At 60.0% G+C, this 25,188-nt stretch carries 25 protein-coding genes; 24 read left to right on the forward strand and 1 reads right to left on the reverse strand.

The window, feature by feature from the left end; translation table 11 throughout:
• Nucleotides 1-80: 80 nt before the first annotated feature.
• Nucleotides 81-1,997, reverse strand: coding sequence for a glycosyl transferase (locus QMO82_RS26520; protein ID WP_183605698.1), 1,917 nt, complete (start codon nt 1,995-1,997; stop codon nt 81-83).
• Between the two features lie 448 nt (nt 1,998-2,445).
• Here QMO82_RS26520 and QMO82_RS26525 point away from each other — a divergent pair, with 448 nt between their 5' ends.
• From QMO82_RS26525 to QMO82_RS26640, 24 genes are all read left to right on the forward strand, one after another.
• A complete protein-coding gene (locus QMO82_RS26525; protein ID WP_183605699.1) occupies nt 2,446-3,351 on the forward strand; it encodes a flagellin in 906 nt (301 codons plus the stop codon).
• 281 nt (nt 3,352-3,632) lie between these two features.
• Complete coding sequence (locus QMO82_RS26530) at nt 3,633-4,541, forward strand: flagellin (protein WP_183605700.1); 909 nt, start codon at nt 3,633-3,635, stop codon at nt 4,539-4,541.
• A gap of 247 nt (nt 4,542-4,788) precedes the next feature.
• Nucleotides 4,789-5,700 (forward strand): flagellin, encoded by a 912-nt coding sequence (locus tag QMO82_RS26535; protein WP_183605701.1) that lies wholly within the window; start codon nt 4,789-4,791, stop codon nt 5,698-5,700.
• Between the two features lie 299 nt (nt 5,701-5,999).
• Nucleotides 6,000-6,962 carry a flagellin gene (locus QMO82_RS26540; RefSeq protein WP_183605702.1) on the forward strand — a complete coding sequence of 321 codons (963 nt, stop codon included), beginning with the start codon at nt 6,000-6,002 and terminating at the stop codon, nt 6,960-6,962.
• 198 nt (nt 6,963-7,160) lie between these two features.
• Nucleotides 7,161-7,790: a hypothetical protein gene (locus QMO82_RS26545; RefSeq protein ID WP_183605703.1), complete on the forward strand. Its 630-nt coding sequence runs from the start codon at nt 7,161-7,163 to the stop codon at nt 7,788-7,790.
• The gene (locus QMO82_RS26550; protein WP_183605704.1) at nt 7,787-9,130 is read left to right on the forward strand and encodes a MotB family protein; all 1,344 of its coding nucleotides are present in this window, start codon (nt 7,787-7,789) and stop codon (nt 9,128-9,130) included. Before QMO82_RS26545 ends, QMO82_RS26550 begins: the two co-directional genes overlap by 4 nt.
• Before the next feature lie 4 nt (nt 9,131-9,134).
• Nucleotides 9,135-10,430: a chemotaxis protein MotC gene (gene motC / locus QMO82_RS26555; protein ID WP_183605705.1), complete on the forward strand. Its 1,296-nt coding sequence runs from the start codon at nt 9,135-9,137 to the stop codon at nt 10,428-10,430.
• A complete protein-coding gene (locus tag QMO82_RS26560; protein WP_183605706.1) occupies nt 10,427-11,854 on the forward strand; it encodes a flagellar hook-length control protein FliK in 1,428 nt (475 codons plus the stop codon). The genes motC and QMO82_RS26560 overlap by 4 nt, the downstream gene beginning before the upstream one ends.
• Complete coding sequence (locus QMO82_RS26565) at nt 11,802-12,359, forward strand: lytic transglycosylase domain-containing protein (protein ID WP_183605707.1); 558 nt, start codon at nt 11,802-11,804, stop codon at nt 12,357-12,359. The genes QMO82_RS26560 and QMO82_RS26565 overlap by 53 nt, the downstream gene beginning before the upstream one ends.
• 280 nt (nt 12,360-12,639) lie before the next feature.
• The gene (locus tag QMO82_RS26570; RefSeq protein ID WP_003584277.1) at nt 12,640-13,311 is read left to right on the forward strand and encodes a transcriptional activator Rem; all 672 of its coding nucleotides are present in this window, start codon (nt 12,640-12,642) and stop codon (nt 13,309-13,311) included.
• A gap of 125 nt (nt 13,312-13,436) precedes the next feature.
• Nucleotides 13,437-14,744 (forward strand): flagellar hook protein FlgE, encoded by a 1,308-nt coding sequence (locus QMO82_RS26575; protein ID WP_126908745.1) that lies wholly within the window; start codon nt 13,437-13,439, stop codon nt 14,742-14,744.
• A gap of 19 nt (nt 14,745-14,763) precedes the next feature.
• Nucleotides 14,764-16,251, forward strand: coding sequence for a flagellar hook-associated protein FlgK (flgK, locus tag QMO82_RS26580; protein ID WP_183605708.1), 1,488 nt, complete (start codon nt 14,764-14,766; stop codon nt 16,249-16,251).
• Between the two features lie 3 nt (nt 16,252-16,254).
• A complete protein-coding gene (locus QMO82_RS26585) occupies nt 16,255-17,301 on the forward strand; it encodes a flagellar hook-associated family protein (RefSeq protein WP_183605709.1) in 1,047 nt (348 codons plus the stop codon).
• Nucleotides 17,302-17,332: 31 nt separating this feature from the next.
• Complete coding sequence (gene flaF, locus QMO82_RS26590; RefSeq protein ID WP_183605710.1) at nt 17,333-17,680, forward strand: flagellar biosynthesis regulator FlaF; 348 nt, start codon at nt 17,333-17,335, stop codon at nt 17,678-17,680.
• Nucleotides 17,677-18,126 (forward strand): flagellar biosynthesis repressor FlbT, encoded by a 450-nt coding sequence (gene flbT / locus QMO82_RS26595; RefSeq protein ID WP_003570292.1) that lies wholly within the window; start codon nt 17,677-17,679, stop codon nt 18,124-18,126. The genes flaF and flbT overlap by 4 nt, the downstream gene beginning before the upstream one ends.
• Nucleotides 18,117-18,557, forward strand: coding sequence for a flagellar hook assembly protein FlgD (gene flgD / locus QMO82_RS26600; RefSeq protein ID WP_183605711.1), 441 nt, complete (start codon nt 18,117-18,119; stop codon nt 18,555-18,557). Before flbT ends, flgD begins: the two co-directional genes overlap by 10 nt.
• Before the next feature lie 89 nt (nt 18,558-18,646).
• Complete coding sequence (gene fliQ, locus QMO82_RS26605; RefSeq protein WP_003570287.1) at nt 18,647-18,913, forward strand: flagellar biosynthesis protein FliQ; 267 nt, start codon at nt 18,647-18,649, stop codon at nt 18,911-18,913.
• Between the two features lie 190 nt (nt 18,914-19,103).
• Nucleotides 19,104-21,191, forward strand: coding sequence for a flagellar biosynthesis protein FlhA (flhA, locus tag QMO82_RS26610; protein ID WP_183605712.1), 2,088 nt, complete (start codon nt 19,104-19,106; stop codon nt 21,189-21,191).
• Entirely contained in the window at nt 21,188-21,940 is a 753-nt protein-coding gene (locus tag QMO82_RS26615; RefSeq protein ID WP_183605713.1) for a flagellar biosynthetic protein FliR, read from the forward strand. The genes flhA and QMO82_RS26615 overlap by 4 nt, the downstream gene beginning before the upstream one ends.
• 7 nt (nt 21,941-21,947) lie before the next feature.
• The gene (locus QMO82_RS26620; RefSeq protein WP_183605714.1) at nt 21,948-22,361 is read left to right on the forward strand and encodes a hypothetical protein; all 414 of its coding nucleotides are present in this window, start codon (nt 21,948-21,950) and stop codon (nt 22,359-22,361) included.
• A 31-nt stretch (nt 22,362-22,392) separates the two neighbouring features.
• Nucleotides 22,393-22,956, forward strand: coding sequence for a rod-binding protein (locus QMO82_RS26625; RefSeq protein WP_183605715.1), 564 nt, complete (start codon nt 22,393-22,395; stop codon nt 22,954-22,956).
• A 125-nt stretch (nt 22,957-23,081) separates the two neighbouring features.
• Nucleotides 23,082-23,447, forward strand: a complete 366-nt coding sequence (locus QMO82_RS26630; RefSeq protein WP_049733063.1) for a hypothetical protein — start codon at nt 23,082-23,084, stop codon at nt 23,445-23,447.
• Nucleotides 23,447-23,986: a hypothetical protein gene (locus QMO82_RS26635; RefSeq protein ID WP_183605716.1), complete on the forward strand. Its 540-nt coding sequence runs from the start codon at nt 23,447-23,449 to the stop codon at nt 23,984-23,986. The genes QMO82_RS26630 and QMO82_RS26635 overlap by 1 nt, the downstream gene beginning before the upstream one ends.
• A 287-nt stretch (nt 23,987-24,273) precedes the next feature.
• A complete protein-coding gene (locus QMO82_RS26640) occupies nt 24,274-25,113 on the forward strand; it encodes a WecB/TagA/CpsF family glycosyltransferase (protein WP_183605717.1) in 840 nt (279 codons plus the stop codon).
• Nucleotides 25,114-25,188 lie beyond the last annotated feature (75 nt).

Raw genomic sequence — 25,188 nt, forward strand, 5'->3', positions numbered from 1 at the left:
CGGCTGCGGCCTCCCGCCTTTTCCAATAGAAAACCCGCCGGATCTGCTCCGGCGGGTTTTTCGTGGCGGTTGTGCAAGCCTCACTCGGCCGCGAACGGCGCCGTGCGCGGCGGCAGCGCCGCAATGTCCATATGGTCGGGTACGAGACCCTGCTTGGCGCGCTCGGCCATGATTTCATAGGCCTGCTCCAGATGGTGGCAGAAGCGTTCGGCATCGAAGAGCGGCGCGATATAGCGCTTCTCCTTGAGGTGTGCCTTGTATTCGGCGATCCGCCCGGGATTCTCGGCCAGTTCGACGGCGAGATCCTCATAGGCCTGCAGGTCGTTTGCGACGAGCTCGGGCAGGTCAATGGCTCTGAGCAAGCTCTCGCTGACGCGTGAGGCGAAGTTGGTGCCTTTGACGGTCAGCACCGGCAGGCCGCCCCAGAGCTGCTCCGACGTGGTCGTATGGCCGTTGACCGGGAAGGTATCGATGCCGATATCGGCCGCCTGCTGGCGGTCGATGTGCTGTTCATAGGGTGCGCGCGGGCAGAAGATGATCCGCTTCGGCGAAATGCCCGCCGCCTGGAATTGCTTCAAGAGATTTGCCTGGTTGCGCGGCGTGTTCGCCATCAGCCAGAGCACGCTGTTCGGCGCGCGCTTGAGAATACGGCACCAGCTATGGATTACCTCAGGCGTAATCTTGCGGTTGCCGTTGAAGGACGCGAAGATGAAGGCGTCTTCCGGCAGGCCGAGCTGCTCGCGGGTAACGGCGCGCGGCTTCGGCCGATGCATCGGGTCGTTCGGCTGGTAGCTTTCCGGCAGCCGGCAGAATTTCTCATGGTAGAAGGGCTTGGCCACCTCGGGCAATACCGAATGGTCCCCGATGACATAGTCGAGGTCGATATTGACCGTGCTGCCGGGGAAACCGAGCCAGCCGACATGCACCGGCGCCAGCGGCAAATTGAAGGCCGACGCGCGGCTGCCCGAAGTATGGCCCTTCAGGTCGACCATGATGTCGATATTATGCTCGCGCACCACCTGCAGCACCGCGTGGTCGGAGAAGCCGTGAACGTCGACGATCCGGCCCCAGCGGCTGCGGTCGGTAACGTTGTGCTTCAGGTATTCCGGGCCGGTATGGCAGAAGAGCGTCACCTCGAACCGGTCCTTGTCGTGCAGTTCCAGGATGCGTTGCAGCAGCTTCATCGTCGCATGGCGATCCCAGAAGTCCGATGACATGTAGCCGATCCGGATCTTGTCCGACCAGCTGTGCGGCTGGTTGCGGCGGAAGGCCACCCGTTCCGGATTGAGGGGGGTGGTGCCGATTGTCGCATACCGGTTGTGGTCTTCGTTGCCGCACCAGTGCAGATGATAAAACGGGTTATCCTTGCGCAGGATCTCAAGGTCGCCCTTTGCGAGTGCAGCGTCGATCGGCAGCTGATGCTTGGCGGCCTCTTCGAACTCGTTGAATTCGCGGGCGAAAACCAGGTAGAGAAAGCGGAAGGCGTGATTGCCCGGAAAACGCTTGAAGAGGTTGCGCGCAAGCTTCTGGTTGGTTGCGTCGTTGAGATCGTCGCTGAGCAGCAGGGCCGCCAGGCGCATGTGATCGGGGTTCATGCTTTCCGACAGCACCGTCTTGAATGGGCGGATGATATCCCGCTGCTGGCGCTTCAGATAGATGGCGGTGATGATGAAGGCGAGTTCGGCATCATCCTGCGCCTTGGTGAGGTTGCGCATGGCGATCAGCAGAGCTTCGTCCTCGTTGCCGATCTCGTAATGCAGCTTGGCAGCCTGTTTGTGATATTCGTAGGCGTTAGGCCCTTCGCAGTTGCCGGCCAGGACGTAGGCTTTCGCGGCATCGGCCTTGAAGCCGAGCTGCACGAGATTCTTGGCCAGCAGCGCATAGGTCTTGGCGTCCTGCTGGATATCCATCAGCTGGTTGAGCGTCGCCAAGGACTGTGTGTAGCGGCCCATCTGGTAATCCCTGGATGCCGCAGAGAACGAAACTTTGCTGTTCAAAAACCCAACTCCGTGAAGGAAATGTTCTGGCATGGCTGTCGATTGCCGGCGCATGCACAGTCCATCCTTCCCGAGAACAGGGGATTGATCCGACGGTGCTATCCAGGCGCCTGCCACATTGCCATGCGAAGCTTGCTTGAAACCGGTGCGCCTCGACAAATGCGGCTCTCCGGGAGAGTGCCTGCTTCCCCCGGAAAGGCCCTGTTTTTCTGAGTAAATTCGAATGCAAAGAAATAGATTCAGCCGGCATTAACTATGGGATGTAAGGAGCGGGCACGGGGCCTCCATTTTTAAGAAGTTGGCAAGCATTGGCTGCGAGATTGCCCTGGACATGACGGGTTTGGGCCATACAAAAAAGGCGCCGAGTAGCATGAAGCTGGTCCGTCATCGCCGGTACTATAGTCCGGTATGTCCTCCTTTTTGTATCTAGTTTCCAGGGGACAGATTTATGACAAGCATTAACACGAATTCTTCCGCACAGGCCGCTCTCCAGACGCTGCGTAGCGTCAACCAGAACCTCAACAGCACGCAGAACCACGTTTCTTCGGGTTACCGCGTTGAAAAGGCTTCCGACAACGCTGCTTACTGGTCGATCGCGACGACTATGCGTTCGGACAACAAGGCTCTCTCGGCTGTCTCCGACGCGCTCGGCGTAGGCGCTGCCAAGGTCGACACCGCATACACCGCCATGGACAGCGCCATCGACGTCGTCGGCGACATCAAGGCCAAGCTGGTTGCCGCGACTGAAAGCGGCGTCGACAAGGCTAAGGTTCAGGAAGAAATCGGTCAGCTGCAGGAACAGCTGAAGAGCATCGCTCAGTCGGCTTCGTTCAACGGCGAAAACTGGGTTGCTGGCGCCGCCGGCACCAAGAGCGTCGTTTCGTCCTTCGTTCGCGACGGCTCCAACGCCGTTTCGGTTACCACGACCGACTATGTTCTCGACGACAGTTCCGCGGGCAACGTTCTGTTCGGCATGAGCGGCGGTTCGGTCGAAACCTCGACGGGTATCCTCGGCACTTCGAATGGCGCGACCGGCTCGATCTTCGGGATGGACATCACCAACTTCACCTCGGGCGATCTCTCGACAGCTCTGACCAACGTTGAATCGGCTCTGAAGTCCATGACCAGCGCCGGCGCCGCTCTCGGCTCGCTCTCAAAGCGTATCGACAGCCAGGACGACTTCGTCAACGCACTCAGCGACTCGATCGACTCCGGTGTGGGACGTCTCGTCGACGCCGACATGGAAGAGGAATCGTCCAGGCTCAGTGCCCTGCAGACCCAGCAACAGCTGGCGATCCAGTCGCTATCGATCGCGAACTCCTCTTCGCAGAACATCCTGTCGCTCTTCCGCTAAGAGCGGGCGACATCAGGTTTTCAAGTTTCGCGGCCGGGTCATCCCCGGCCGCGAAATGTTTTAAGATAAGGTTAATGAAAATCCTTCTAAGTGTCAGATATTTTTACGGTATTTCCAATTCGAGTTTAGCCTTCCTTAACCATCTTGCTGTTTTCTAGGCCCATCGAAACGGCGAGTTAACCCTAACAGAGATGGTTAACAGGCATGATGCTGACCGCTGTGGGCCGGACGAAATCCGGAATGTCCCTTCTTAAAATCTGCCGATAAGGGGCAAGAAAACTATGACGAGCATCAACACCAATAACGCTGCAATGGCAGCCCTCCAGACTCTGCGTGGCATCAACCAGGGTCTCCAGACAACGCAGGCCCACGTTTCATCCGGCTATCGCGTCGGCAAGGCTTCTGACAACGCTGCTTACTGGTCGATCGCAACGACCATGCGTTCGGACAACAAGGCACTCTCGGCCGTTTCCGACGCTCTCGGTCTCGGCGCCGCCAAGGTCGACACCGCTTACTCCGCCATGGATAGCGCCATCGACGTCGTCGGTGACATCAAGGCCAAGCTGGTTGCCGCGACTGAAAACGGCGTCGACAAGTCCAAGGTCCAGGAAGAAATCAGCCAGCTGCAGCAGCAACTCCTGAGCGTCGCTCAGTCGGCTTCCTTCTCCGGCGAAAACTGGGTTGCTGGCGCTGCCGGCACCAAGAACGTCGTTGCCTCCTTCGTCCGTGACGGCTCCAACGCCGTTTCGGTCGTGATGACCGACTACGTTCTCGACGACGGCTCCGCGGGCAACGTTCTGTTCGGCATGAGCGGCGGCGCAGTTGAAACCTCCACGGGTATCCTCGGTACTTCGAATGGTGCGACCGGTTCTGTCTTTGCAATGGACATCACCAACTTCACCCTCGGCGACATCCAGACGGCTCTGACCAACGTTGAATCGGCTCTGAAGTCCATGACCAGCGCCGGCGCCGCTCTCGGCTCGGTCTCCAAGCGCATCGAGTTGCAGGAGAACTTCGTGTCCGCACTCAGCGACTCGATCGACTCCGGTGTCGGCCGTCTCGTCGACGCCGACATGGAAGAGGAATCCTCCAAGCTCAGCGCCCTGCAGACCCAGCAGCAGCTGGCTGTCCAGTCGCTGTCGATCGCGAACTCCTCTTCGCAGACCATCCTCACGCTGTTCCGCGGCTAATAAATCCACGGAAACATCGCCCGCCGGTCTCCGGCGGGCATCCAAAAATCGAGCCGCGCTTCGATGGAGCGCGGCTTTTTTTATGTCTGTTAACGATCGATTAACCATAATGCTGTTTTCTCAGCTCAACGAGACGGCGGGTTAACCAAATTTAAGAACCGGTTAACAGGCATGAGGCTGGTCCCCGTTCCCGGTAGCTTTCCGGAATGTCCCTTTTTTCCACCTGCCAATAAGGGGCAATCATTTCATGACCAGCATTTTGACGAACGTCGCGGCGATGGCCGCCCTTCAGACACTCCGCGGAATCAATGACGGCCTCGAGGATACGCAGAACCGCGTATCGTCGGGCTACCGTGTTGAAAAGGCGTCCGACAACGCCGCCTATTGGTCGATCGCAACGACCATGCGTTCGGACAACAAGGCGCTTTCCGCCGTTTCCGACGCTCTCGGCCTCGGGGCTGCCAAGGTCGACACCGCTTACTCCGCCATGTCCAGCGCCATCGACGTCATCAGCGAAATCAAGGCGAAGATCGTCGCCGCGACCGAAAACGGTGTCGACAAGACCAAGGTCCAGGAGGAAATCGGCCAGCTGCAGCAGCAGCTGCTCAGCATCGCCCAGTCGGCTTCCTTCTCCGGTGAAAACTGGGTTGCCGGCGCTGACGGCACCAAGAGCGTCGTTTCCACCTTCGTCCGCGACGGCAACGGCAACGTCTCGGTTAAGACGACGGACTACCTTCTGGACACGAGCTCCGCCGGCAACGTTCTCTTCGGCATGGACGCGGCCGGCGCCATCGAGACGAGTTCGGGCATTATCGGCACATCAAGCGGGACGATCGGTTCGATCTTCGCGATGGACATCAGCAGCTTCGGGCAGGCTGATATCTCCATGGCCCTGACGTCGATCGAGGCCGGCCTGAATGCGATGACCAAGGCTGCATCGCAACTCGGCTCGATTTCCACCCGCATCGACCTGCAGGAAAACTTCGTCGGAGCGCTCAGTGATTCGATCGACTCGGGTGTCGGCCGCCTCGTCGATGCCGACATGGAAGAGGAATCGAGTAAGCTGACGGCGTTGCAAACCCAGCAGCAACTGGCCATACAGTCGCTGTCGATCGCCAACTCCAGCGCTCAGAACATCCTCACGCTGTTCCGCAGCTAAGCCAGGCGCTGAAGCTGGACCGAATCTTGCGCCACCGTCCGGCCGCAAGCGGAAGACCTCCCGAACCGCGCCCGAAACGGCGCGGTTCTCTATTTTATATCAATGAGTTAATTTGAACTGCAGTCGGCGGTCCGCGCTCGCCGCTGCGCTCTTGCCGAATAGGTTGATATCGAGTTACCTTTGCCTCGAGTTGATTTGCTTTTGCGACACACCGGCGGAAACCCTGCCGTAGGCATGACGCCACTTCAGTCGCCGCCGGCAATCCGGCCTGCCCTTTCACCTTATTCCGAGACCTGTCGATGACCGTTAAGATTACCAGCGCGGCCGCGGTGAATGCGCTTGCGGTGCTGCGCAGCATCAACAAAGAAGCCAGTCAGACCCAGCAGCAAGTTTCCTCGGGATTTCGTATCGAGACGGCCGCCGACGATGCGTCCTACTGGTCGGTTGCGACCGTCATGCGCTCGGACAGCACCAATCTCGGAACGATCGGAGATGCGCTCGGTCTCGGCGCTGCCAAGGTCGATGCAACCTACACGTCGATGACCTCGGCGATCGATCTCATCGGCCAGATCCGCGCCAAGCTAGTTTCGGCAAAAGAGCCTGGTACCGACAAGGACAAGATCAACGCTGAGATCAGCGAATACAAGCAACAGCTGCAGACCGTTGTCGAATCGACGTCGTTTGCAGGTGAGAACTGGCTGTTGAACGGCGATTCCGCCGCGCCGCCGACCTGGTCGGTCATCTCGGGCTTCGTGCGCGCCCCAACCGGCGAGTATCAGGCCCAGAGCATCGATTTCCCATCGTCGCAGACCATTCTCATCGACAAGAACGATGCGAGCGGCGGTCTGTTCACCAAGGCGGTCGATGCCAACGCGATCAATAACAGCGGGACGACGCCGCGCAATTATTACCTGCTGAACGCCAACTCGACCACGCCGGCGACGGGTACGGAGGTTGCGATCGACAAGAACACGACCGATGCGCAACTCACCGACATGCTCGATGTGACCGACTCGCTGCTCTCCTCGCTGACGACGACGGCCGCTTCCATCGGCGTGATGAAGACGCGTATCGACGATCAGATAGATTATACCGCCGATCTCTCCGATTCGATCGACAAGAGCGTCGGCGCGCTCGTCGACACCGACATGGACGAGGCTTCGATCCGGCAGAAGGCGATCGAAACCCAGAAGCAGATGGCCGTCGAAGCGATCTCGATCCTCAACACGGCTTCGAGCAAGATTCTGATCCTGCTTGAATAGAGCTGGGCGCGATCGCGGATGGCGGCCCCATTCATCCTCGCGCAAGTTTGACTTCCTAGTTTCCGGCATGAGGGCATCGTCCGAATCCGTGCCGGCGCAAGGTCAAGCCCTTGCCCGCTTCGAACGGGACATGCCGGCGCGCAAGGTCATTTTGAGCGGAGCGAGTATGCTGCCGCCTCCCGAATGGGATGGGTTTTTATGAGCATTACGCTTTCCCGGTATTTGAAGGATTTCGGTGAACCGGAACCGTCAGCGCCGATCATCGACATGGATGATTTCGCCAGCGATGGTTTCGCCGAAATACCGAGCGAACCGGCGATCGACGTCGAGGCGGAGCGCCGCGATGCCTATGCGCAAGGTCATGCCGCAGCGACGGCTGATTTGATCGAGACATACGAACGGGAGGCGCGGACGCTGGCTGAGACCCATGCGCGCCAGCTCGAGGAACTGAAGCTTCGTTACGAAGTCGAGGCGGCGGCGATCATTGCCTCCCGCATCCGCGATATCGCCGAAGAGGTCGCGCAGATGGTCAGCGCCGCCGCCGCCGTGGCAATCGCCCCGGTCATGACGGAAGCGCTCGCCGCCAGGGCTGCCGAAAACCTCGCCGTCCTGCTGCGCGACGCGATCCTTGAAGGTGCGGCCGGACCGATCGTTGTCAAGGGACCGGCCCGACTCTTCGAGGTATTGAAGGCCGGACTCGGCGAGCATGCCGAGGCGGTTCGCCACTTTGAGACCGACGATATCGATCTCGCCGTCGAATTCGGTGAATCCGTTATTGTCACCCGTATGTCCGCCTGGGCGACCAGCTTGAAGAAAGTTCTCGAATGAGCGAAGGCGAAAACCATCACCACGGCAAGAACGAGATCATCATCGTCAAGAGGCATGGCGGCGGCGATCACGACGGCGCCCATGGCGGCGCGTGGAAAATTGCCTATGCCGACTTCATGACGGCGATGATGGCGTTCTTCCTGGTCATGTGGCTGGTCAATGCCGCCAACGAGGAGACCAAGGCCTCGGTCGCGACCTATTTCAATCCGATCAAGCTCTCCGACGAAAAGCCGACCGAAAAGGGGCTGAAGAAGCCCGTCGACAACGCCGAGGGCGAGGAGAAGCAGGAGAAGTCGAAGCAGAAGGAAGAAAATCCGAACGACGGCAAGGCCTCGGCGGATGGTGACGACCAGACATCGACATCAGGCGACCAGACCAATTATTCCGAGGCCGATTTCTTTGAAAATCCTTACTCGGTTCTCGCCGAGATCGCCCAGGAAGTCGGCCAGCAGGCCAATGTCAGCGCCAAGGGCGATGGCGGCGCCGCCGATTCCGGCCCGGCCACCGGCGCCGATGGCGGCGAGGCCTATCGTGATCCCTTCGATCCGGATTTCTGGACGAAGCAGGTCGAGGTCACGACAGCCGGCAAGTCCGCGCCTCCGGGCAAGAGCGACCAGCAGGCGGCTGAGAACGGCACAACCGAGATCGCCAAGGTCGAGGATATGAAGCCGATACCGCTGACCACCGACCAGAAGGCCACCTCGGAAACCAAGGAAACTAAGGAAACCAAGGGCGCGGTCGGGGCCAAGGACGGCAAGGCGCCGGAGGATAAGAAGGCCGACGGCAAGAAGGCTGAGGACGAGAAGGCCGAGGCGCAAAAGGACGCCGAGCATCAGAAGGATGCGGACAGGAGCGCTGATGAGACCGAGCGGCAGCAGAAGGACGCCGAGCAGCTGCAGGCTGAGATCGCCCAGCAGATCGGCGGCGTTGCCGGCAAGCTTGCCGAAGGTCTGACCGTGACGGCATCCGAAGGCGGATTGCTGGTCAGCATCTCCGATCAGAGCGACGATTCGATGTTCAATGTCGGTTCCGCGGTTCCGCGCCAGGAGATGGTGCTCGCGATGCAAAAGATCGGTGCGATCCTGAAGGAGAGGGGTGGCGCGGTCGCCATCCGCGGCCACACCGACGGGCGCCAATATAAGGGCGCGCAGAACGAGAATTGGCGGCTTTCGATGGACCGAGCCCAGAGCGCCTACTACATGCTGGTGCGCGGCGGGCTCGACGAGAAGCGCATCTCCCAGGTCTCCGGCTTTGCCGACCGTCGGCTGAAATTGCCGGACGACCCGTTCAACGCGACCAACCGCCGGATCGAGATTCTGGTGCAGGCGGATGAGGGATAGTCGGATGGCGCGTCGGCAGCATCGCTATATCGGATTTGTGGCTCTCGGCCTGGCGATGCTTTCGCCGGCCGCAGGCAAGGCGCAGGATCCGGACGATCTTGCGCCGTACAAGATGCTGCGATCGCTGCAATTCGTGCAGGATTCCGTTGTCGCCGGCGATCATTCGGCCGGTGAGATGCAGCGCTTCATGCTGGGCACGATCGACGAGCGGCTGCGCACCGTCGACACGTCGGTCTTCGATGACGACCGCAATGTCGACGCAGCGCTGATCTACACGATGAGCGGCGGCAATCCACAGACGCTCGAATATCTGATCGCCCACGACGTCAACGGCTATTTCGATAACCGCGTCACCGATGTGCTCAGAAAATATCTGAGCGGCAAGGGGCTGCTCGTCGCCAAGACGCTGGAGGAGACGGCCAGGGAATACCGCGACAAGAAGATCGGCCCTTACCTTGCGTTGATCGGCGGCAACGTGCTGATCGCGACGAAGCCGACAGAGGCGCTGGATCTCTACGACCAGGCGCGCCTCGCCGCACCCGGTACGATCGTCGAGGAAGCGGCGTTGCGCCGCTCCGTCGCCATCTGCGTCGACAAGGGCATGCTCGACAGGGGGATGGCCTATTCGCAGCGTTATATCAGGCGCTTTCTGCATTCGCCCTATGCCAGCCAGTTTGCCGACCTTTTCGTCACGCTCGTCGTTGGCCACGATCACGACGTGAAACCGCAGGATGTCATCGACATCCTCTCCTTCATGGACGCACCGCGCCAGCGCGAGGTCTATCTGCGCATCGCCCGGGCCGCTGCGATATCAGGCAAGCCGGAGTTGGCGCACATGGCGGTCGAGCGTGTGCAGTCGCTTGGAGCCGGCACCGACAATGCCTTCGGTCCGCTGGCGGATTTCTATGGCGGCATGGCCGGCCTCCCCACCGAGGATATCGACCGGGCGGCGAAGAATGTCAGCGGGATCGCCGGCGACGCGCTATCGCCGCGCGATCAGGCACTGCAGGAAGCGGCGCGATCGGTTGCCGACCAGATCCTGCGCGCTCCCGATCCGGCAAGCCTGACGCAAGCCTCGAACCCTAACACTGACCATCAAGAAATCACTTCTGAAAAGGCTGCGGCTATAGCTCCGCAACCGGGAGCGCCAGGCGTGCTTCCGGAGCCTGTTCCGGGAGGTGTGGCATCGACTGGCCAGAGCCAGGGTACCGACCCCTCATTCAACGCATTTGTGACGACCAATCGGTCCAAGCTCGACGAGATCGACGGTCTTCTGGCGCAGGAAGGCAACGAACAATGATGGATATGAGCGTCTCGGGCGGAGCCGCGGGTGCGGAGTCCGCCGCCGTTGCGAAATCCGCGCGGCCCGCCGGGAAAGACCATGCCGCCGGCCAAAAAAACGGCTTCTCCGACCTGCTTGCCAAAGCAAGCGGCAATGCCGTCGGTGACGAGTCCGACGATGCGCAACCGGATCAGGGCCTCGTAGCCGATGGCCGCGCCGAGAAAGTGGCCCGGACGATCCGCGGCCGCAGCGGCGCAAAGCCGTTGATCGATCTCGGCGACGCCGCGCTGAAGGCGCAGGCGGACGTGCAGCCTGAGATCGCCAATGTCGAAAAACCCGCGGCAAAGCCTGCAAAGGCCGAGGTTAAAATGCCGACGGATCTCGCCTTCGGCAAGCTCGACGCCAAGGACCGCTCGGCCGACGAAATCGTTCAGGCGGCCAAAGGCGGCAAGCACGCCAAGGCTGACGCGCTGAAAACCGATACGGACAAGGACGGCGAGGAAGATGACGGCAGCATTTCCGATGTCCTCGGCCTGCTGAAGCAGGAATCTGCCGACGGTGCGGTGGCTCTGCCGGCGGTCGGCGCGCATCATGCATCCACCAAAGCCGATGACGTCAAGCCCGCCGACACGCAGATCGACGGTATCGAAGCCAAGACAGGCGGTCACGCGTCCGACGCCCTGGCAGCCGTCAGCGGCAACGTCGAAAGCGGTAAGACGGATGTTCCTGGATCGGAGAATGCCGCCGACGGCAGGACGTTCAGGATCAGCCGCGCCGATGGCCGCGGCGTGTCGATGGATGTGCACCTCGGCACCGACCAAGCAGGGCCAAAGGATGGCGCGAAGAAGACCGATGTCGAAAACGTCTCGGTCCTCGAATCGCGCCGCTATATCGGCCTGATGCAGAATGCGAACTCCGCTGCCGTCACCGCCGCTCTCTCGGGCGATTCCGAATGGGCAGCCGCCATGCAGCCGAGCTCGGCACTATCAAACGCGGCGGAATGGACGAGCACCGGCAAGGTGGTCAATACGCTGAAGATCCAGATGAACCCGCTCGATCTCGGCCTGGTGACGGCGACCATGCGCCTGTCCGGCGACGCCCTGAACGTCGACCTCAAGGTCGAAACCGGGACGGCCTATCGTCAGATGAAGGAAGATCACGGCAAGATCCTTGAAGCTCTGCGCAGCCAGGGCTACGCCGTCGACAACGTCACCATCAGCATGGCGCCGGTCGCGCGTACCGACTCCGGCAACCAGGCAGGCAGCCAGGGCCAGGCCTCCCAGCAGCAGTCGCTCCCCCAGCAGGGCCAGGGCGGCGAGGCGCGTGAGCGCCACAATCAGACGGCACAGCGGACGGGTGGAGGCTTCAATGGCGCAGGCGAGACCGGTATTGAAGACGTTTCTGCTGGCCGCAGCGGCGGCACTGGCGGCGTTTACCTCTGAGGCTATGGCCTCTACCGGGGCCTGCGAACGCGAAATCCAGTCGGCAGCTGCCAAATACGGCATCCCGGTCGGCATCCTCTATTCGGTCGGTCTGACGGAGACCGGCCGCAAGGGTTCGCTCTATCCCTATGCCATGAACGTCGAAGGCAAGGCGATCTTCCCGCCCTCCGAGCAGGACGCGATGAGGCAGTTCGATGTCGCCCGCAGCAGCGGCGCCAAGCTCATCGACATCGGCTGCATGCAGATCAACCACTATTATCATGGCGAAAATTTCGCCTCGGCCGAGGACATGTTCGACCCGCATCGCAATGTGGAGTATGCGGCAAAATTCCTCCGCAACCTGCACGACCGTCACGAGACATGGACGATGGCGGTAGCCAGATACCATGCAGGGCCTAACAACGACCCCGCGCAGAAGCAATATGTCTGCCGCGTTATCGCCAATCTGGTCGCCACGGGCTACGGCAAGTGGACTCCCAATGCGAGTAACTTTTGCCAAAATTGATTCAACCAAAGATAGAATATGCATATTGTGACGAAACTGTGTCACAATATGGCAGGAATCCGGCATGAATCCCCCGCGCAAGTCATAATTAAGGGACTGTTAACTTTTCCACGAATTTTTTGTGTGCATAAACAGCCGCGCCTACTAGATATAGATCAAATCGCCACCCGGATCTTAATCAATTATTAGTTTCTGCCATTAACTTTAACGAGTTGTCGCCGATTCGCACGATTCGTACCCATAGATCATTGAAGTGCCACACTGATTCGGAGGCGGACGAATGATCGTCGTGGTTGATGAGCGTGAGCTCGTGAAAGATGGATATACATCTCTGTTCGGCCGTGAGGGCATTCCCTCCACCGGCTTTGATCCAACCGAATTCGGCGAGTGGGTGCAAACCGCCGCCGATTCCGATATTGCGGCAGTCGAGGCGTTCCTGATCGGTCAGGGCCAGCGCAACTACGAACTGCCCCGGGCGATCCGGGATCGCTCGATGGCGCCGGTGATTGCGGTCAGCGACCAGCACTCGCTCGAAAACACCCTTGCGCTGTTCGATTGCGGCGTCGACGATGTGGTGCGCAAACCGGTGCATCCCCGCGAAATCCTCGCAAGGGCGGCTGCGATCCGGCGCCGGCTGAAGGCGATCGCCAATTACACCGAGATCGGCGGGATCCGCGTCTTCTCGGATGGCCGTGACCCCGAGATCAACGGTGAAGTCTTCGCGCTTCCCAGGCGCGAGCGCCGCATCCTCGAATATTTGATCGCCAATCGCGGTCGCCGGGTCACCAAGACCCAGATCTTCAACGCCATCTACGGCATCTTCGATGAAGAGGTCGAGGAGAACGTCGTTGAAAGCCACATCTCGAAGCTGCGCAAGAAGCTGCGCAAGAAGCTCGGTGTCGATCCGGTCGATTCCAAGCGCTTCCTTGGTTACTGCATTGATTGGGCCTGATTTTTTTGGCCGGGCGGCGGCGCCCGGCTGAACCTCGATATTGGCCTCGCAGCCTGCATGGCAGACAGCTTCACGCAAGGCCCGACAAATACTCTCGAGCTTAACAGGTAAAAAGAGGTTTTCAGATGAGCATTTTCGGCAGCATGAAGACGGCAGTATCGGGAATGAATGCGCAGGCGAACCGCCTCAGCACCGTCTCCGATAACATCGCCAACGTTAACACGACCGGTTACAAGGCTGTGTCGACGAGCTTCTCGTCGCTGGTTCTGCCCTCCTCAGGCGGCAATTACAATTCCGGCGGCGTTCAGACCTCCGTCCGCCAGGCCGTCTCCGACCAGGGCGATATTTCCTTCACCACCTCGACCACCGACCTTGCGATTTCGGGCGACGGCTTCTTCATCGTCCAGGGTGCGGACGGCACGCCGGTTCTGACCCGCGCCGGCGACTTCCAAAAGGACGATGAAGGCAATCTCGTCAATGCCGCCGGCTTCCAGCTGATGGGTTACTCCTTCGACGCCGGCTCTCCCGCCGTCGTCGTCAATGGTTTCGACGGTCTCGTTCCCGTCAATGTCAACCAGGAAGGGCTGACCGCCATCGCTTCGACATCGGGTGTCTTCAAGGGCAACCTCGATTCCGGCGCCAAGATCGCTCCGGTCGCTCCTGCGACGCTCCCGAGCGACAACGGCGCTACCGGCACCCCGACAACCGACACCAAGAAGTTCTCGATGGTCGCCTTTGATACTCTCGGCAACAAGGTGATGTACGACTTCTACTTCACGAAGACCGCGGTCACGACACCGCCGCCGGCAACTCCTGCGACCGCCAGCAGCTGGGAAGTTGCGATCTTCCGCAACGCCGATGCGGCGGTAGGTGGCACGACTTCCTTCCCTTACACCGGCGGCACCGTTGGCCAGACCCAGCTCGATTTCGATGCCAACGGCAAAATAACCAACTCGACAGGCTCCGTTAACATCGTCGATCCGGTGACAGGCCAGACGATCGCCATGGACCTCTCCGGTTTCACGCAGCTCGGCGCCGCCTTTGCCGGCACCGGCACGCCCAATGGCCAGGCCGCAAGCCCGGTCAAGGACGTCACGATCGACGGCGACGGCATCGTCTACGCCAAGTTTGAAGACGGCAGCACCAAGCCGCTCTATCGCATTCCGCTCGCCAACGTCGCGAGCCCGGACAAGCTGACGCTGATGAGCGGCAACGTCTACAGCGCCAACGGCCAGTCGGGCGTCACCGTCACCGGCTTCCCGCAGACCAACGGCCTCGGCACGATCAAGGCAGGCGCTCTCGAAGGTTCGAACGTCGACCTTGCCGGTGAACTGACCGAAATGATCGAGGCGCAGCGCAGCTATACCGCCAATTCCAAGGTATTCCAGACGGGGTCCGACATCATGGACGTTCTCGTCAACCTCAAGAGATAAGCAGGGTAACGGGTAAGCCATGTCGCTCACGTCAGCACTGAATTCCGCGCAGGGAATATTCAACAATACCGGCACCCAGAGCAGTGTCGTATCGAACAATATTTCGAATGCCGGCAACAAAGATTACGTGCGCCGGCAGGCAATGCTCACCACGTCACTGAACGGCGCACAGGTCGTCAAGATCGACCGGGCGCAGGAAGATGCCCTGCTGCGCCAATATCTGAAGTCGTCCTCTCAGGACAGCGCCCAGCAGACCCTGCTCAGCGGTCTCGAGGACCTCAAGTCGATCGTCGGTGGCAACGACTACGAAACGTCGCCATCCACCTATCTCGGTGTTTTCCAGCAGAAGCTTCAGGCCTTCCGCACGACGCCGGGCAGCACCGTCGCCGCCCAGGGCGCCATCACCGCCGCCCAGGACGTCGCCAACTCGCTGAACAATTCCTCGCAATCCGTTCAGGACGTTCGCGCCAACGCCGACAAGCAGGTCGCCACCGATGTCGATACGCTGAATACGCTGCTGAGCCAGTTCGAGAAGGCCAACAATGCGGTGAAGACCGCCACGGCCTCGGGTGCGGATGCATCCGGCGCTCTTGACGAGCGCGAGAAGGCCCTCAAGCAGATTTCGCAGATCGTCGGCGTCAACGCGACGACGCGCGACAACAACGACATGGTGCTGAGCACCTCTGACGGGACGATTCTCTTCGAGACGATCCCGCGTACGGTGACGTTCCAGGCGAAGGATGCCTATAACGCCACCATCACCGGCAATTCGGTCTATATCGACGGTGTCGCGCTTCCGCGTGGCAGCGGATCGACGGCGACGGGGCAGGGGAGCCTTCAGTCACTCCTGCAGGTCCGTGACGAGATCGCTCCCAACTTCCAGAAGCAGCTCGATGAAATCGCCCGCGGCCTGGTTTCGCTCTTCAAGGAGCAGAGCATTTCGGGCACCCCGGCCTATGTGCCCGGTCTCTTCACCTGGAGCGGCGGCACGGTCGAGGCCGGCAGCAGCGCGGTTGCCGGCATGGCGTCGACCATCACCGTCAGCAGCACCGTCATCACCTCGCAGGGCGGCGACCCGATGCGCCTGCGCGATGGCGGCGTCAACGCCGACGGCGTGGTCAACAATCCTACCCACCTCAGCGGCTATACGACGGACCTCGATCGTCTCTATAATGCCTTGGGGTCCGACATGGATTTCGACCCGGCAGCGGGAACGACGGTCGGTTTCGACGACGCGACGGGCATCGATTCGAACGTCAGCATCATGGAATATGCCACGAATTCCCTCGGCTGGCTCGAGCAGTACCGCAGCAACGCCACGACGGCGGCGGAGAACACCTCGGCGGCGCTGTCACGCTCCGACGAAGCCTATTCCAACGAGACCGGCGTCAACCTCGACGAGGAACTGACGCTGCTCCTCGACATCGAGCAGTCCTACAAGGCTGCGACCAAAATCCTGAACGCCGTTGACGAAATGTTGAAGTCACTGCTGGATATTGCGAGTTAAGCCATGAAGAGCTCATTTATTTCAAGTTCGGCCATTCAGAATGCGATGCGCTTGACGATTCGTCAGGGGCAGAACCAGATGACGAAGGCGACGATGGAAGCAACGACGGGAGTCTATGCGGATATCGGTGTCTCGCTCGGCGGCAATGCCGCGAGAAGCGTGGATTTCAGCCGCGAGGTCGACAGGATCGATTCGATCAAATCGAGCAATTCGCTGGTCACCGCGCGCATGGAATCCTCGCAGCTCGGTCTTTCCAAGATGAAGGACGTCGGCGACGGCCTCGTTTCGAAGCTGACGGCGCTCCAGGGCAGCCACGATCCCGGCAGCATTACCGTCGCCATCCAGTCGGCGACCAGCGCGCTCTCCACCATGATGGACACGGCCAATACCATGGTGAACGGCGAATATCTGTTCTCCGGCATCAATACCGATGTACAGCCGGTGACCGACAAGACGGCCGCCGCGAGCGCGGACATCGTCACGGCGCTGAACACCTATGCGACCGGCCTCGGCAAGCCGGTCAGCGATTTGACCGGCGCTGAAATGGAGACCTTCATAACCTCGACCGTCGAGCCGATGTTCAGCGAGACGGCCTGGACCGATGCGACGACCGGCTGGTCGCAGGCATCGAGCCAGAACATGACGAGCCGCATCAGCAACTCGGAAGTGATCGAATCCTCGACCAACGCCAATTCCGAAGGCATGCGTTACTTCGCGCTTGCCTCGGTCATGACCTCGGCGCTGCTCGGCCAGGGCCTCAGCAGCGATGCGATGAGCACGGTGTCCAAGCAGGCGATCAGCTACACGACGAAGGCGACCAGCGGCCTCGTGACGCAGGCAAGCCAGCTCGGCCTTTCCCAGGAGCGCGTCAAGAAGTCCAACGACGCCCTCGACGCCCAGTCTAATATCATCAAGAACAAGCTCGTCGATCTCCAGGGCGTCGATCCCTACGAAGCGTCGACCCTCGTCAAGACTTTGGAAACGCAGCTAGAAACAGCTTACACGATCGTTTCGAAGATCCAGCAGTTGAGTCTCGTAAACTACCTTTGATGATCAAAGGCGCGCAAAGAAGGATGCATGAATGTATCAGTTCTCATATGCCGAAGTCATGCAGGACTCGGTGGCCGACGCGAAAGAGCGGGAATGGCAGGTCCTTGACCGGTCCATAGAGCTGCTGTCGTTGGCGCGCGAAAAGGAAAAATACGGCCGGGAAGCGATCGAAGCCCTGTTTTATACCCGCCGGGTGTGGATCAGCTTCATCGAGGATCTGAAACATCCCGACAACCAGCTGGAGATCGAGCTGAGGGCCAACCTCATCTCGATTGCGATCTGGATATTGAAGGAATGCGACAGGATACGAAAACGTCTGTCTAATAACTACCAGGGCATCATCGACGTTACCACCATCATCAGGGATGGACTTAAATGAAAAGTACACTTCGCATTTCTCTGAAAGCCGGAGAAAGAATCTTCATCAACGGCGCCGTCCTGCGCGTCGACCGCAAGGTCGCGCTGGAATTCCTGAATGATGTGACGTTCCTTCTCGAAAACCACGTCCTCCAGCCGGAAGGCGCCACGACGCCGCTGCGCCAGCTCTATTTCATCGCGCAGATGATCCTGATCAATCCCGAGGGCAAGGACCATTCGACGGCGATGTTCCGCAAGTCGATCACCATGCTGCTCACATGCTTCAAGAACGAGGAAATCCTCGCCGAACTGAAGCGCATCGATGCGCTCGTGTCGACCGGCCGCGCTTTCGACGCGCTGAAGGCGATCCGCGGCCTCTACGCGATCGAAGACAATATCCTCAACAACCACGAAATGCCGCCGACGATGGTCGAGCAGATTCGCAGGGAGATTGCACCATGGCGGTAGATGCAACATCAAGCGTGAGCAAGTCGACCTCGACGAGCACGTCGAGTTCTTCCCAGAAGGCGACGCTCAACTACGACAATTTCCTTCAACTGCTGATCGCGCAGATGAAGAACCAGGATCCGACCGATCCGATGGATGCCAGCGAACAGGTCGCACAGCTTGCAACCTTCTCGCAGGTCGAGCAGACGATCCAGACCAACACCAAGCTGGACACGCTTCTGGCGAGCTCCAGCCTCACCCAGGCCGGCAGCTATGTCGGCAAATACATGGAAAGCGCCGACGGCACCGTCAAAGGCATCGTCGATTCCGTCAAAGTTTATTCCGACGGCATCATTGCGACGACCAAGGATGGCGGTAAGATACTCGTGCAGGCGGGAATCACTGTTGCCAACCAGGCGCCGACCACGACGACGACCAGCAACGATACCTGATACCGCGGCGCCGACGCGTCAAGTGATACCAATTAACAGCGGCCCGGCCACGGCGGGGCTGCTTCGAGGCGATATGAGGTTGCCTTTCGATGAATGAAGCTGATGCATTGGATCTGTTCCAGGCGGCGATCTGGACCGTGCTGATTGCCTCCGGTCCCGCCGTCCTTGCCGCGATGGTGGTGGGTCTCGTCATCGCCTTGATCCAGGCTTTGACCCAGGTGCAGGAAGCGACACTGACCTTCGTGCCGAAGATCGTCGCCGTGCTGGTCGTGGTCGGCGTTACCGCGCCTTTCGTCGGCTCGCAGATCTCGATTTTCACCAATCTGGTCTTCTCGCGTATCCAGTCCGGCTTCTAGAGCAATTCCAGGAAAAGTGCGAAACGGTTTTCCGTCCGGAATTGCGTAAAAACAAAAGATTAGAGCGGTTCTACGCTTCCGCGAAAAGCTGAACCGCTCGGAGCCACCTTCGCGCAAGCTTCGCCATTTAATTCTCGATCCGAATTGGCGGACCTCATGTCCGCTCCTCTCATGAAGAGACGGAATCGTTATGGCGCAACCACCTGCAATACCCCTTCCGAAAGTCGTCCCGAGTCTGCGCGATGTCGGTTTCGCCCTCGGCATCATCGGCATCATCTGCATTCTCTTCCTGCCGATCCCGCCATTCCTGATCGATATGGGACTGGCCTTCTCGATCGCCTTCTCGGTGCTGATCCTGATGGTCGCGCTGTGGATCCAGAAACCGCTCGATTTCTCGTCTTTCCCGACCATTCTGCTGATCGCGACGATGACCCGGCTGGCGCTGAACATCGCGACGACGCGCGTCATCCTGTCCCACGGCAATGAAGGTCACGACGCGGCCGGCGGCGTCATTGCCGGTTTCGCAAGCCTGGTGATGTCCGGCGACTTCGTCATCGGTCTGATCGTCTTCCTGATCCTCATCACCATCAACTTCATCGTCATCACCAAGGGCGCCACGCGTATCGCCGAAGTCGGCGCGCGTTTCACTCTCGATGCCATCCCCGGCAAGCAGATGTCGATCGACGCCGACCTTTCGGCCGGCATCATCGACGAGAAGGAAGCCCAGCGCCGGCGCAGGGAGCTCGAAGAGGAAAGTTCCTTCTTCGGTGCGATGGACGGTGCCTCGAAATTCGTGCGCGGCGATGCCGTCGCCGGCCTCATTATCACCGCCATCAACGTCTTCGGCGGCATCATCATCGGCTATTTCCGCCACGGCATGCCGATCGGCGAAGCGGCCGACGTCTTCGTCAAGCTGTCCGTCGGCGACGGCCTCGTCTCGCAGATGCCGGCCCTCATCGTCTCGCTTGCCGCCGGCCTGCTCGTCTCGCGCGGCGGCACCACCGGCTCCACCGACCAGGCGGTCGTCAATCAACTGAGCGGCTATCCCCGCGCGCTGTCCGTTTCCGCCGTGCTGATGTTTGTCCTCGCCCTCATGCCGGGCCTGCCGTTTGTCCCCTTCGTGATCCTCGGCAGTCTTCTTGCCTTCGGCGCATGGTTCATCCCGCGTCAGGTCGAGGCTGAAAACAAGCTTCGTCGCGAGCAGGAGGAAAAGAAGGTCGTCCAGAACAAGGAACTGGAAAAGGATTCGGTCAAGTCGGTGCTGCGCACCTCGGAGATCGAGCTCGCGCTCGGCAAGATGGTCTCGACGCGTCTGCTCGGCGCCCACCAGGAGCTTGCCTTCCGCGTCGGCAAGATGCGCAAGAAATTTGCCACGCAATACGGCTTCGTCGTGCCCGAGATCAAGGTGACGGACGATATCGCCATCGCCGAAAAGTCCTACCAGATCCGCATCCACGGCACGACGGTCGCCTCCAACCTCTTGCGCGTCGGCGAAGTCCTCGTCGTCACCGGCGCCGGCCGCCGGCCGAGCATTCCGGGCGACGAAATCCGCGAACCTGCTTTCGGCATGCCTGCCGTCTCGATCCTCGAAAACTTCGCCGACGATCTGAAGCGCGAGGGCTTCCAGCCGATCGACAACGTGTCCGTCGTGCTGACCCATATGAGCGAGGTCATCCGCAACAACCTGCCGCAGCTCCTGTCCTACAAGGACGTCAAGGTGCTGATCGACCGGCTCGACCCAGAATACAAGAAGCTCGCCGACGAGATCTGCTCGTCGCACATGTCCTATTCCGGTCTGCAGGCGGTGCTCAAGCTTCTGCTTGCCGAACGCGTCTCGATCCGCAACCTGCACCTCATTCTCGAAGCGGTGGCCGAGCTAGCGCCGCATGTCAGGAAGACGGAGCAGATCGTCGAGCATGTCCGCATCCGTATGGCCCAGCAGCTTTGTGGCGACCTCGCCGACAACGGCGTGCTGCGCGTGCTCAGACTGGGCAGCAAATGGGATCTCGCCTTCCACCAGGCGCTGAAGCGCGACGCAAAGGGCGAGGTGATCGAATTCGACATCGATCCGCGCAGCCTTGAGGAGTTCAGCGAACAGGCCACCCAAGTTATCCGTGAGTTCATGGATCGCGGCCTGCCATTCGCCCTTGTCACGTCGCCGGAAACACGCTCCTATGTGCGCATGATCATCGAACGGCTGTTCGCCACGCTGCCGGTCCTGTCGCATGTCGAACTGGCCAAGGGCATCGAGATAAAGATTTTGGGCTCTATTTCATGATAACAGACCCGCAAGGGACCGTTCTCGCGCTGTTTCTGGTTTTCTGCCGGATCGGTGGCTGTGTGCTGGCTCTTCCGGGTTTTTCCTCGGCGCGTGTGCCCGAGCAGTTGCGCGTCTTCATCGCCGGCGCGCTCTCGATCGCCGTCATGCCGCTGCTCTGGGACACGGTCTATCCCGCCGTCCACACCGGCTCCGGCACCTATATCGGCCTGATCTTCAGCGAATCGCTGATCGGCGTGATGTACGGCATGCTGGCGCGAATCTACACGCTCGGCATGCAGTTCGCCGCTTCGATCCTCGCCACGATGGTCGGCTACACCCAGCCGGGTTCAGCCGACATTCTCGAAGACACGCCGGAGACCAGCCTTTCGGGCTTTGTCACCTTCGCCGGCATCATGATTCTCTTCATCATGGATTTCCATCACATCGTCTTCCGCGCGCTGATCGATTCCTACACCACCATGCCCTTCGGCGGCCTGATGCAGATGCGCGCGACGCTGATCTCCTTTACCGATACGCTGGAGCAGACCACCTACATCATGCTGCGGCTGTCGAGCCCGTTTTTGATCTACGGCCTGATCTTCAACGTCTCGATCGGCTTCATCAACAAGCTGGCGCCGCAGATCCCCGTCTACTTCATCTCAACGCCCTATCTGCTGATGGGCGGGCTCTTCCTGATCTACTTCTCGATCGCGGCGATGGTCAGCCAGTTCGGCCAGTCCTTCGGCTCGATCTATATCGGGCGATGAGGCTGATATGATCGAAAAGAACCGCTCCCAGAAGCTCAAGCGACTGCTCTTGGTGCAGCGGCATATCGAAAGAATGGCCGAGAACGACCTGGCCGAAACCAGCCGCCAGCGCGTCGAGGTCAATGCGGCGATGGACGACGTCATCCTCGCCCTCGGCTCGATGGACCCGGTCCACCACGCCTTCTCGCAGAATTACGCCGACCGATTCGGCCGGCTTTCCATCAAGGACAAGCAACTGACCGGCATGCAGGAGGTCCACGAGATGCGGCTGGCGCGCGAGCGCGCCAAGGGCGATCGTTTCGAAGAGGGCATGAATAACGCCCTCGAGGCCGAACGCCGCGAGGCCGATGACAATGCCGTCTACGATGTCATCGATCAGCAATTCGCAACGCCAGCCTCCAGCAAGCTTCAAAACCCATAGTCGTTACGATCTTAATTTAGAGGATTGTAACGTGGCTATTTCGCCCCCCAGTGATCTGGTCCTGGACGTTGTCAAAGCTGCCGACCCCATGGAGGTTCAGGCGGCCCAGGAAAAATTGAAGGCAAATCGTGCGGCCTTTGCCGCAACGAGCCTCGCCGAAAACGGCAAGGGCTTCTCCAATACGGTCGATGTTCTCGATCATGTCGGCCAGAAGAGCGGCCTTAATAACATTCAGAACCGCACCAAGGCCGAGGAAGTGCCGGAGAGCTACCGGAAATTCGAGGCCATGGTTCTGCAGAATTTCGTCAAGTCCATGCTGCCGAGCGAAAGCGAAGACGTCTACGGCAAGGGCGCGACCGGCGATATCTGGAAAGGCATGATGGCCGAACAGCTCGGCAACACCATGGCCAAGGGTGACGGCATCGGCATCGCCAAGCAGATGTACAGCGAGCAGCTGCACCGGCAGGAAGGCAAAATCGTCAATGCCTCGACCGATGATCGTGACCGCAACACTGCGATCAGCATGATCGACGACTTCCAGCGCAAGACATTCGGCACGCCGACCGCCGACGCCAAGTCCGATGGAACAGGGTGATCTCAGGCCCGTGCGGCCTGAAATCTGAATCCTGTTCTCAATGAAAGAGTTAGAGCATGCTGCCGTCCGAAAACCGCGCACACTTTTCGGCATCATGCTCTAAGCGACGCATAACCGAGGGTACAATGGAAATAGTTTCGAACGAATACAGGATCAAATCCGTTCTCGGACGCCTCGAAATGATCATCGACAATGAGAACACCCGGATCGGCAGCGATCCGCAATTCGATCTCAAGGTCTCCAATGCGCATAAGAGTCGCTGCCTCTACGAGCTGTCGATGCTTTTCCGCGACACCGATCCGGCCGAGCTCGCGGCTGCCCATCTCGATCAGCTGCACGGCCTGAAGAAGAAGCTGGTTCTCAATGCCCGCCGGGTCGAGGCGCATCTCGAAGCGGTTCGCGCTGTCGCCGACCTGCTGAAGAACGCCGTTCAGGACGCCGATGCCGACGGCACCTATTCCCAGGAACAATTCGCCACGCGTGGTAACTGATGATCAAGCTCGTCCTCACCGGTGTCTGGGTTTGCGCCATCACCTTGGCATCGGTCTATTTCTCGGTGTATCTGGCGACCGCGCCGGCACCCGCGGCAACGGATTCCAAGCAGAGCGCGCTCGAACTGGTGAAGGGTGAAACGATCACGGTACCGATCATCGGTGACGGCGCGATCACCGGTTACTTCCTCGGCCGCGTGTCGTTCATGATGAACAAGGAAATGTTGAAGGGTGTGACGCTGCCGCTGGCCGAGATGACGACGGACGAGCTTTTCAGCCTGCTCGTCGGCAACAAGATGGTCGATATCGCCCATATCAAATCTTTCGATCCGAAGGCCTTCCGCGAAGAGATCAGGAATGGCATGAACGAGCGCCTCGGCGGCGAATATGTCGCCGACGTGATGCTGGAGCAGCTCGACTATCTCTCCAAGGACGATGTCAAGCAAAGCTCCGCCGGCCAGCCGAAGAAGGTGGGCACGCCCGTCAAGATCGTCGAGACCGCACCGGCCGGCGAAACGCCGGCACCGGCCGCCCACTAAAGACCGTCCAATCATCGACGACAAACGGCGCCGCAGGGCGCCGTTTGTCGTTGGCGCGTGTGGTTAATAAACCACTTATACGAGCATGGAAATTCAAGGAATTTTCCTAAGGGTTGTTTGAAACCGTCCTGTTATATCAGGTGCCACAGCTTGGCATGGGCCGCTTCCGGGGTCGGGGCGACGCCGTCCCGGCGGGACGCGACCGGCCTTTTGAGCGCCGATGCGGGAAGTTTGGGCTTGTTTTCCGGGATGTCGGGCGGATGAAGCATCCTCGGCAGGAGGTTGGAATGAATCTGATTGCAAACTTCGCGGTGCTCGCATCGCGGCGGACGATCTTCGATCTGCCGGTCTGCGACCTCGGCTGGGACGACGCTCTCGTTTTCATCAACGAGCTGGCCTCCATTCCCGTCGGCCAGACCGTGGTTTGCTTCGTCAATGCCCACAACATGCTGACCGCGCTTCGCGACGACGAATATTATCGGATCATGTCGCACAATCTGGTGCTGCCGGATGGCATCGGCCTCAACATCGCATCGCAGATCGCCCATGGTGCGCCGTTTCCCGCCAATCTGAACGGCACCGATTTCGTGCCAGCCTTCCTCACCTTCATGGAAGCCCCGCGTCGCATCGGCCTCATCGGCGGCACGCGTTCGGTCGTCGAGGCGGCGGCGGAAAATTTCCGCAGGCATACGCCCTGGCATGAATTCACCGTCATTTCCGACGGTTATTTCGACAAGGTCGATTCCTCCGCCGTCACCGAGGACCTTGAGCGTCAGAAGGTTGATATCCTGATCGTCGGCATGGGAACGCCGCTGCAGGAGAAATGGGTTCACGACAATATCCGTGCCGATCATGCGCGCCTGGTGCTGACGGTCGGCGCTCTTTTCGACTTTGTCTCCGGCGCCGTGCCGCGTGCGCCGAAGACGGTGCGGATGATGCGCCTGGAATGGGCCTATCGCCTGCTGCAGGAGCCGACGCGCCTCTGGCGCCGTTACATCATCGGCATTCCGGTCTTCCTCTTCCATGTCCTGCGCTACCGCTTCCGCCGGCGCGAAAGGATCCTCAGCCATCCGGAAGAGCACGCCACCACGCTGCAGCCGCGGTCGGAGCATAAGAAGGCGAGCTGAGCCGACAGCGCCGCGCGTCTTTTCAGACGCGCAAAGGACGTTGCAGCCCTTGGAATGGCGTATGATCTGTCCTTA

The organism is Rhizobium sp. BT04 (assembly GCF_030053135.1).
Lineage (GTDB): Bacteria > Pseudomonadota > Alphaproteobacteria > Rhizobiales > Rhizobiaceae > Rhizobium > Rhizobium binxianense.

Bases quoted from the DNA above. Each gene is read 5' to 3' on its own strand.
- QMO82_RS26545 (WP_183605703.1), top strand. From the start codon at position 7,161: ATGAGCATTACGCTTTCCCGGTATTTGAAGGATTTCGGTGAACCGGAA.
- QMO82_RS26585 (WP_183605709.1), top strand. From the start codon at position 16,255: ATGAAGAGCTCATTTATTTCAAGTTCGGCCATTCAGAATGCGATGCGC.
- QMO82_RS26560 (WP_183605706.1), top strand. From the start codon at position 10,427: ATGATGGATATGAGCGTCTCGGGCGGAGCCGCGGGTGCGGAGTCCGCC.
- QMO82_RS26615 (WP_183605713.1), top strand. From the start codon at position 21,188: ATGATAACAGACCCGCAAGGGACCGTTCTCGCGCTGTTTCTGGTTTTC.
- QMO82_RS26640 (WP_183605717.1), top strand. From the start codon at position 24,274: ATGAATCTGATTGCAAACTTCGCGGTGCTCGCATCGCGGCGGACGATC.
- QMO82_RS26535 (WP_183605701.1), top strand. From the start codon at position 4,789: ATGACCAGCATTTTGACGAACGTCGCGGCGATGGCCGCCCTTCAGACA.
- flgK (WP_183605708.1), top strand. From the start codon at position 14,764: ATGTCGCTCACGTCAGCACTGAATTCCGCGCAGGGAATATTCAACAAT.
- flaF (WP_183605710.1), top strand. From the start codon at position 17,333: ATGTATCAGTTCTCATATGCCGAAGTCATGCAGGACTCGGTGGCCGAC.
- QMO82_RS26530 (WP_183605700.1), top strand. From the start codon at position 3,633: ATGACGAGCATCAACACCAATAACGCTGCAATGGCAGCCCTCCAGACT.
- QMO82_RS26540 (WP_183605702.1), top strand. From the start codon at position 6,000: ATGACCGTTAAGATTACCAGCGCGGCCGCGGTGAATGCGCTTGCGGTG.
- QMO82_RS26525 (WP_183605699.1), top strand. From the start codon at position 2,446: ATGACAAGCATTAACACGAATTCTTCCGCACAGGCCGCTCTCCAGACG.
- fliQ (WP_003570287.1), top strand. From the start codon at position 18,647: ATGAATGAAGCTGATGCATTGGATCTGTTCCAGGCGGCGATCTGGACC.
- flhA (WP_183605712.1), top strand. From the start codon at position 19,104: ATGGCGCAACCACCTGCAATACCCCTTCCGAAAGTCGTCCCGAGTCTG.
- QMO82_RS26575 (WP_126908745.1), top strand. From the start codon at position 13,437: ATGAGCATTTTCGGCAGCATGAAGACGGCAGTATCGGGAATGAATGCG.
- QMO82_RS26620 (WP_183605714.1), top strand. From the start codon at position 21,948: ATGATCGAAAAGAACCGCTCCCAGAAGCTCAAGCGACTGCTCTTGGTG.
- motC (WP_183605705.1), top strand. From the start codon at position 9,135: ATGGCGCGTCGGCAGCATCGCTATATCGGATTTGTGGCTCTCGGCCTG.
- flbT (WP_003570292.1), top strand. From the start codon at position 17,677: ATGAAAAGTACACTTCGCATTTCTCTGAAAGCCGGAGAAAGAATCTTC.
- QMO82_RS26635 (WP_183605716.1), top strand. From the start codon at position 23,447: ATGATCAAGCTCGTCCTCACCGGTGTCTGGGTTTGCGCCATCACCTTG.
- QMO82_RS26630 (WP_049733063.1), top strand. From the start codon at position 23,082: ATGGAAATAGTTTCGAACGAATACAGGATCAAATCCGTTCTCGGACGC.
- QMO82_RS26550 (WP_183605704.1), top strand. From the start codon at position 7,787: ATGAGCGAAGGCGAAAACCATCACCACGGCAAGAACGAGATCATCATC.
- QMO82_RS26570 (WP_003584277.1), top strand. From the start codon at position 12,640: ATGATCGTCGTGGTTGATGAGCGTGAGCTCGTGAAAGATGGATATACA.
- flgD (WP_183605711.1), top strand. From the start codon at position 18,117: ATGGCGGTAGATGCAACATCAAGCGTGAGCAAGTCGACCTCGACGAGC.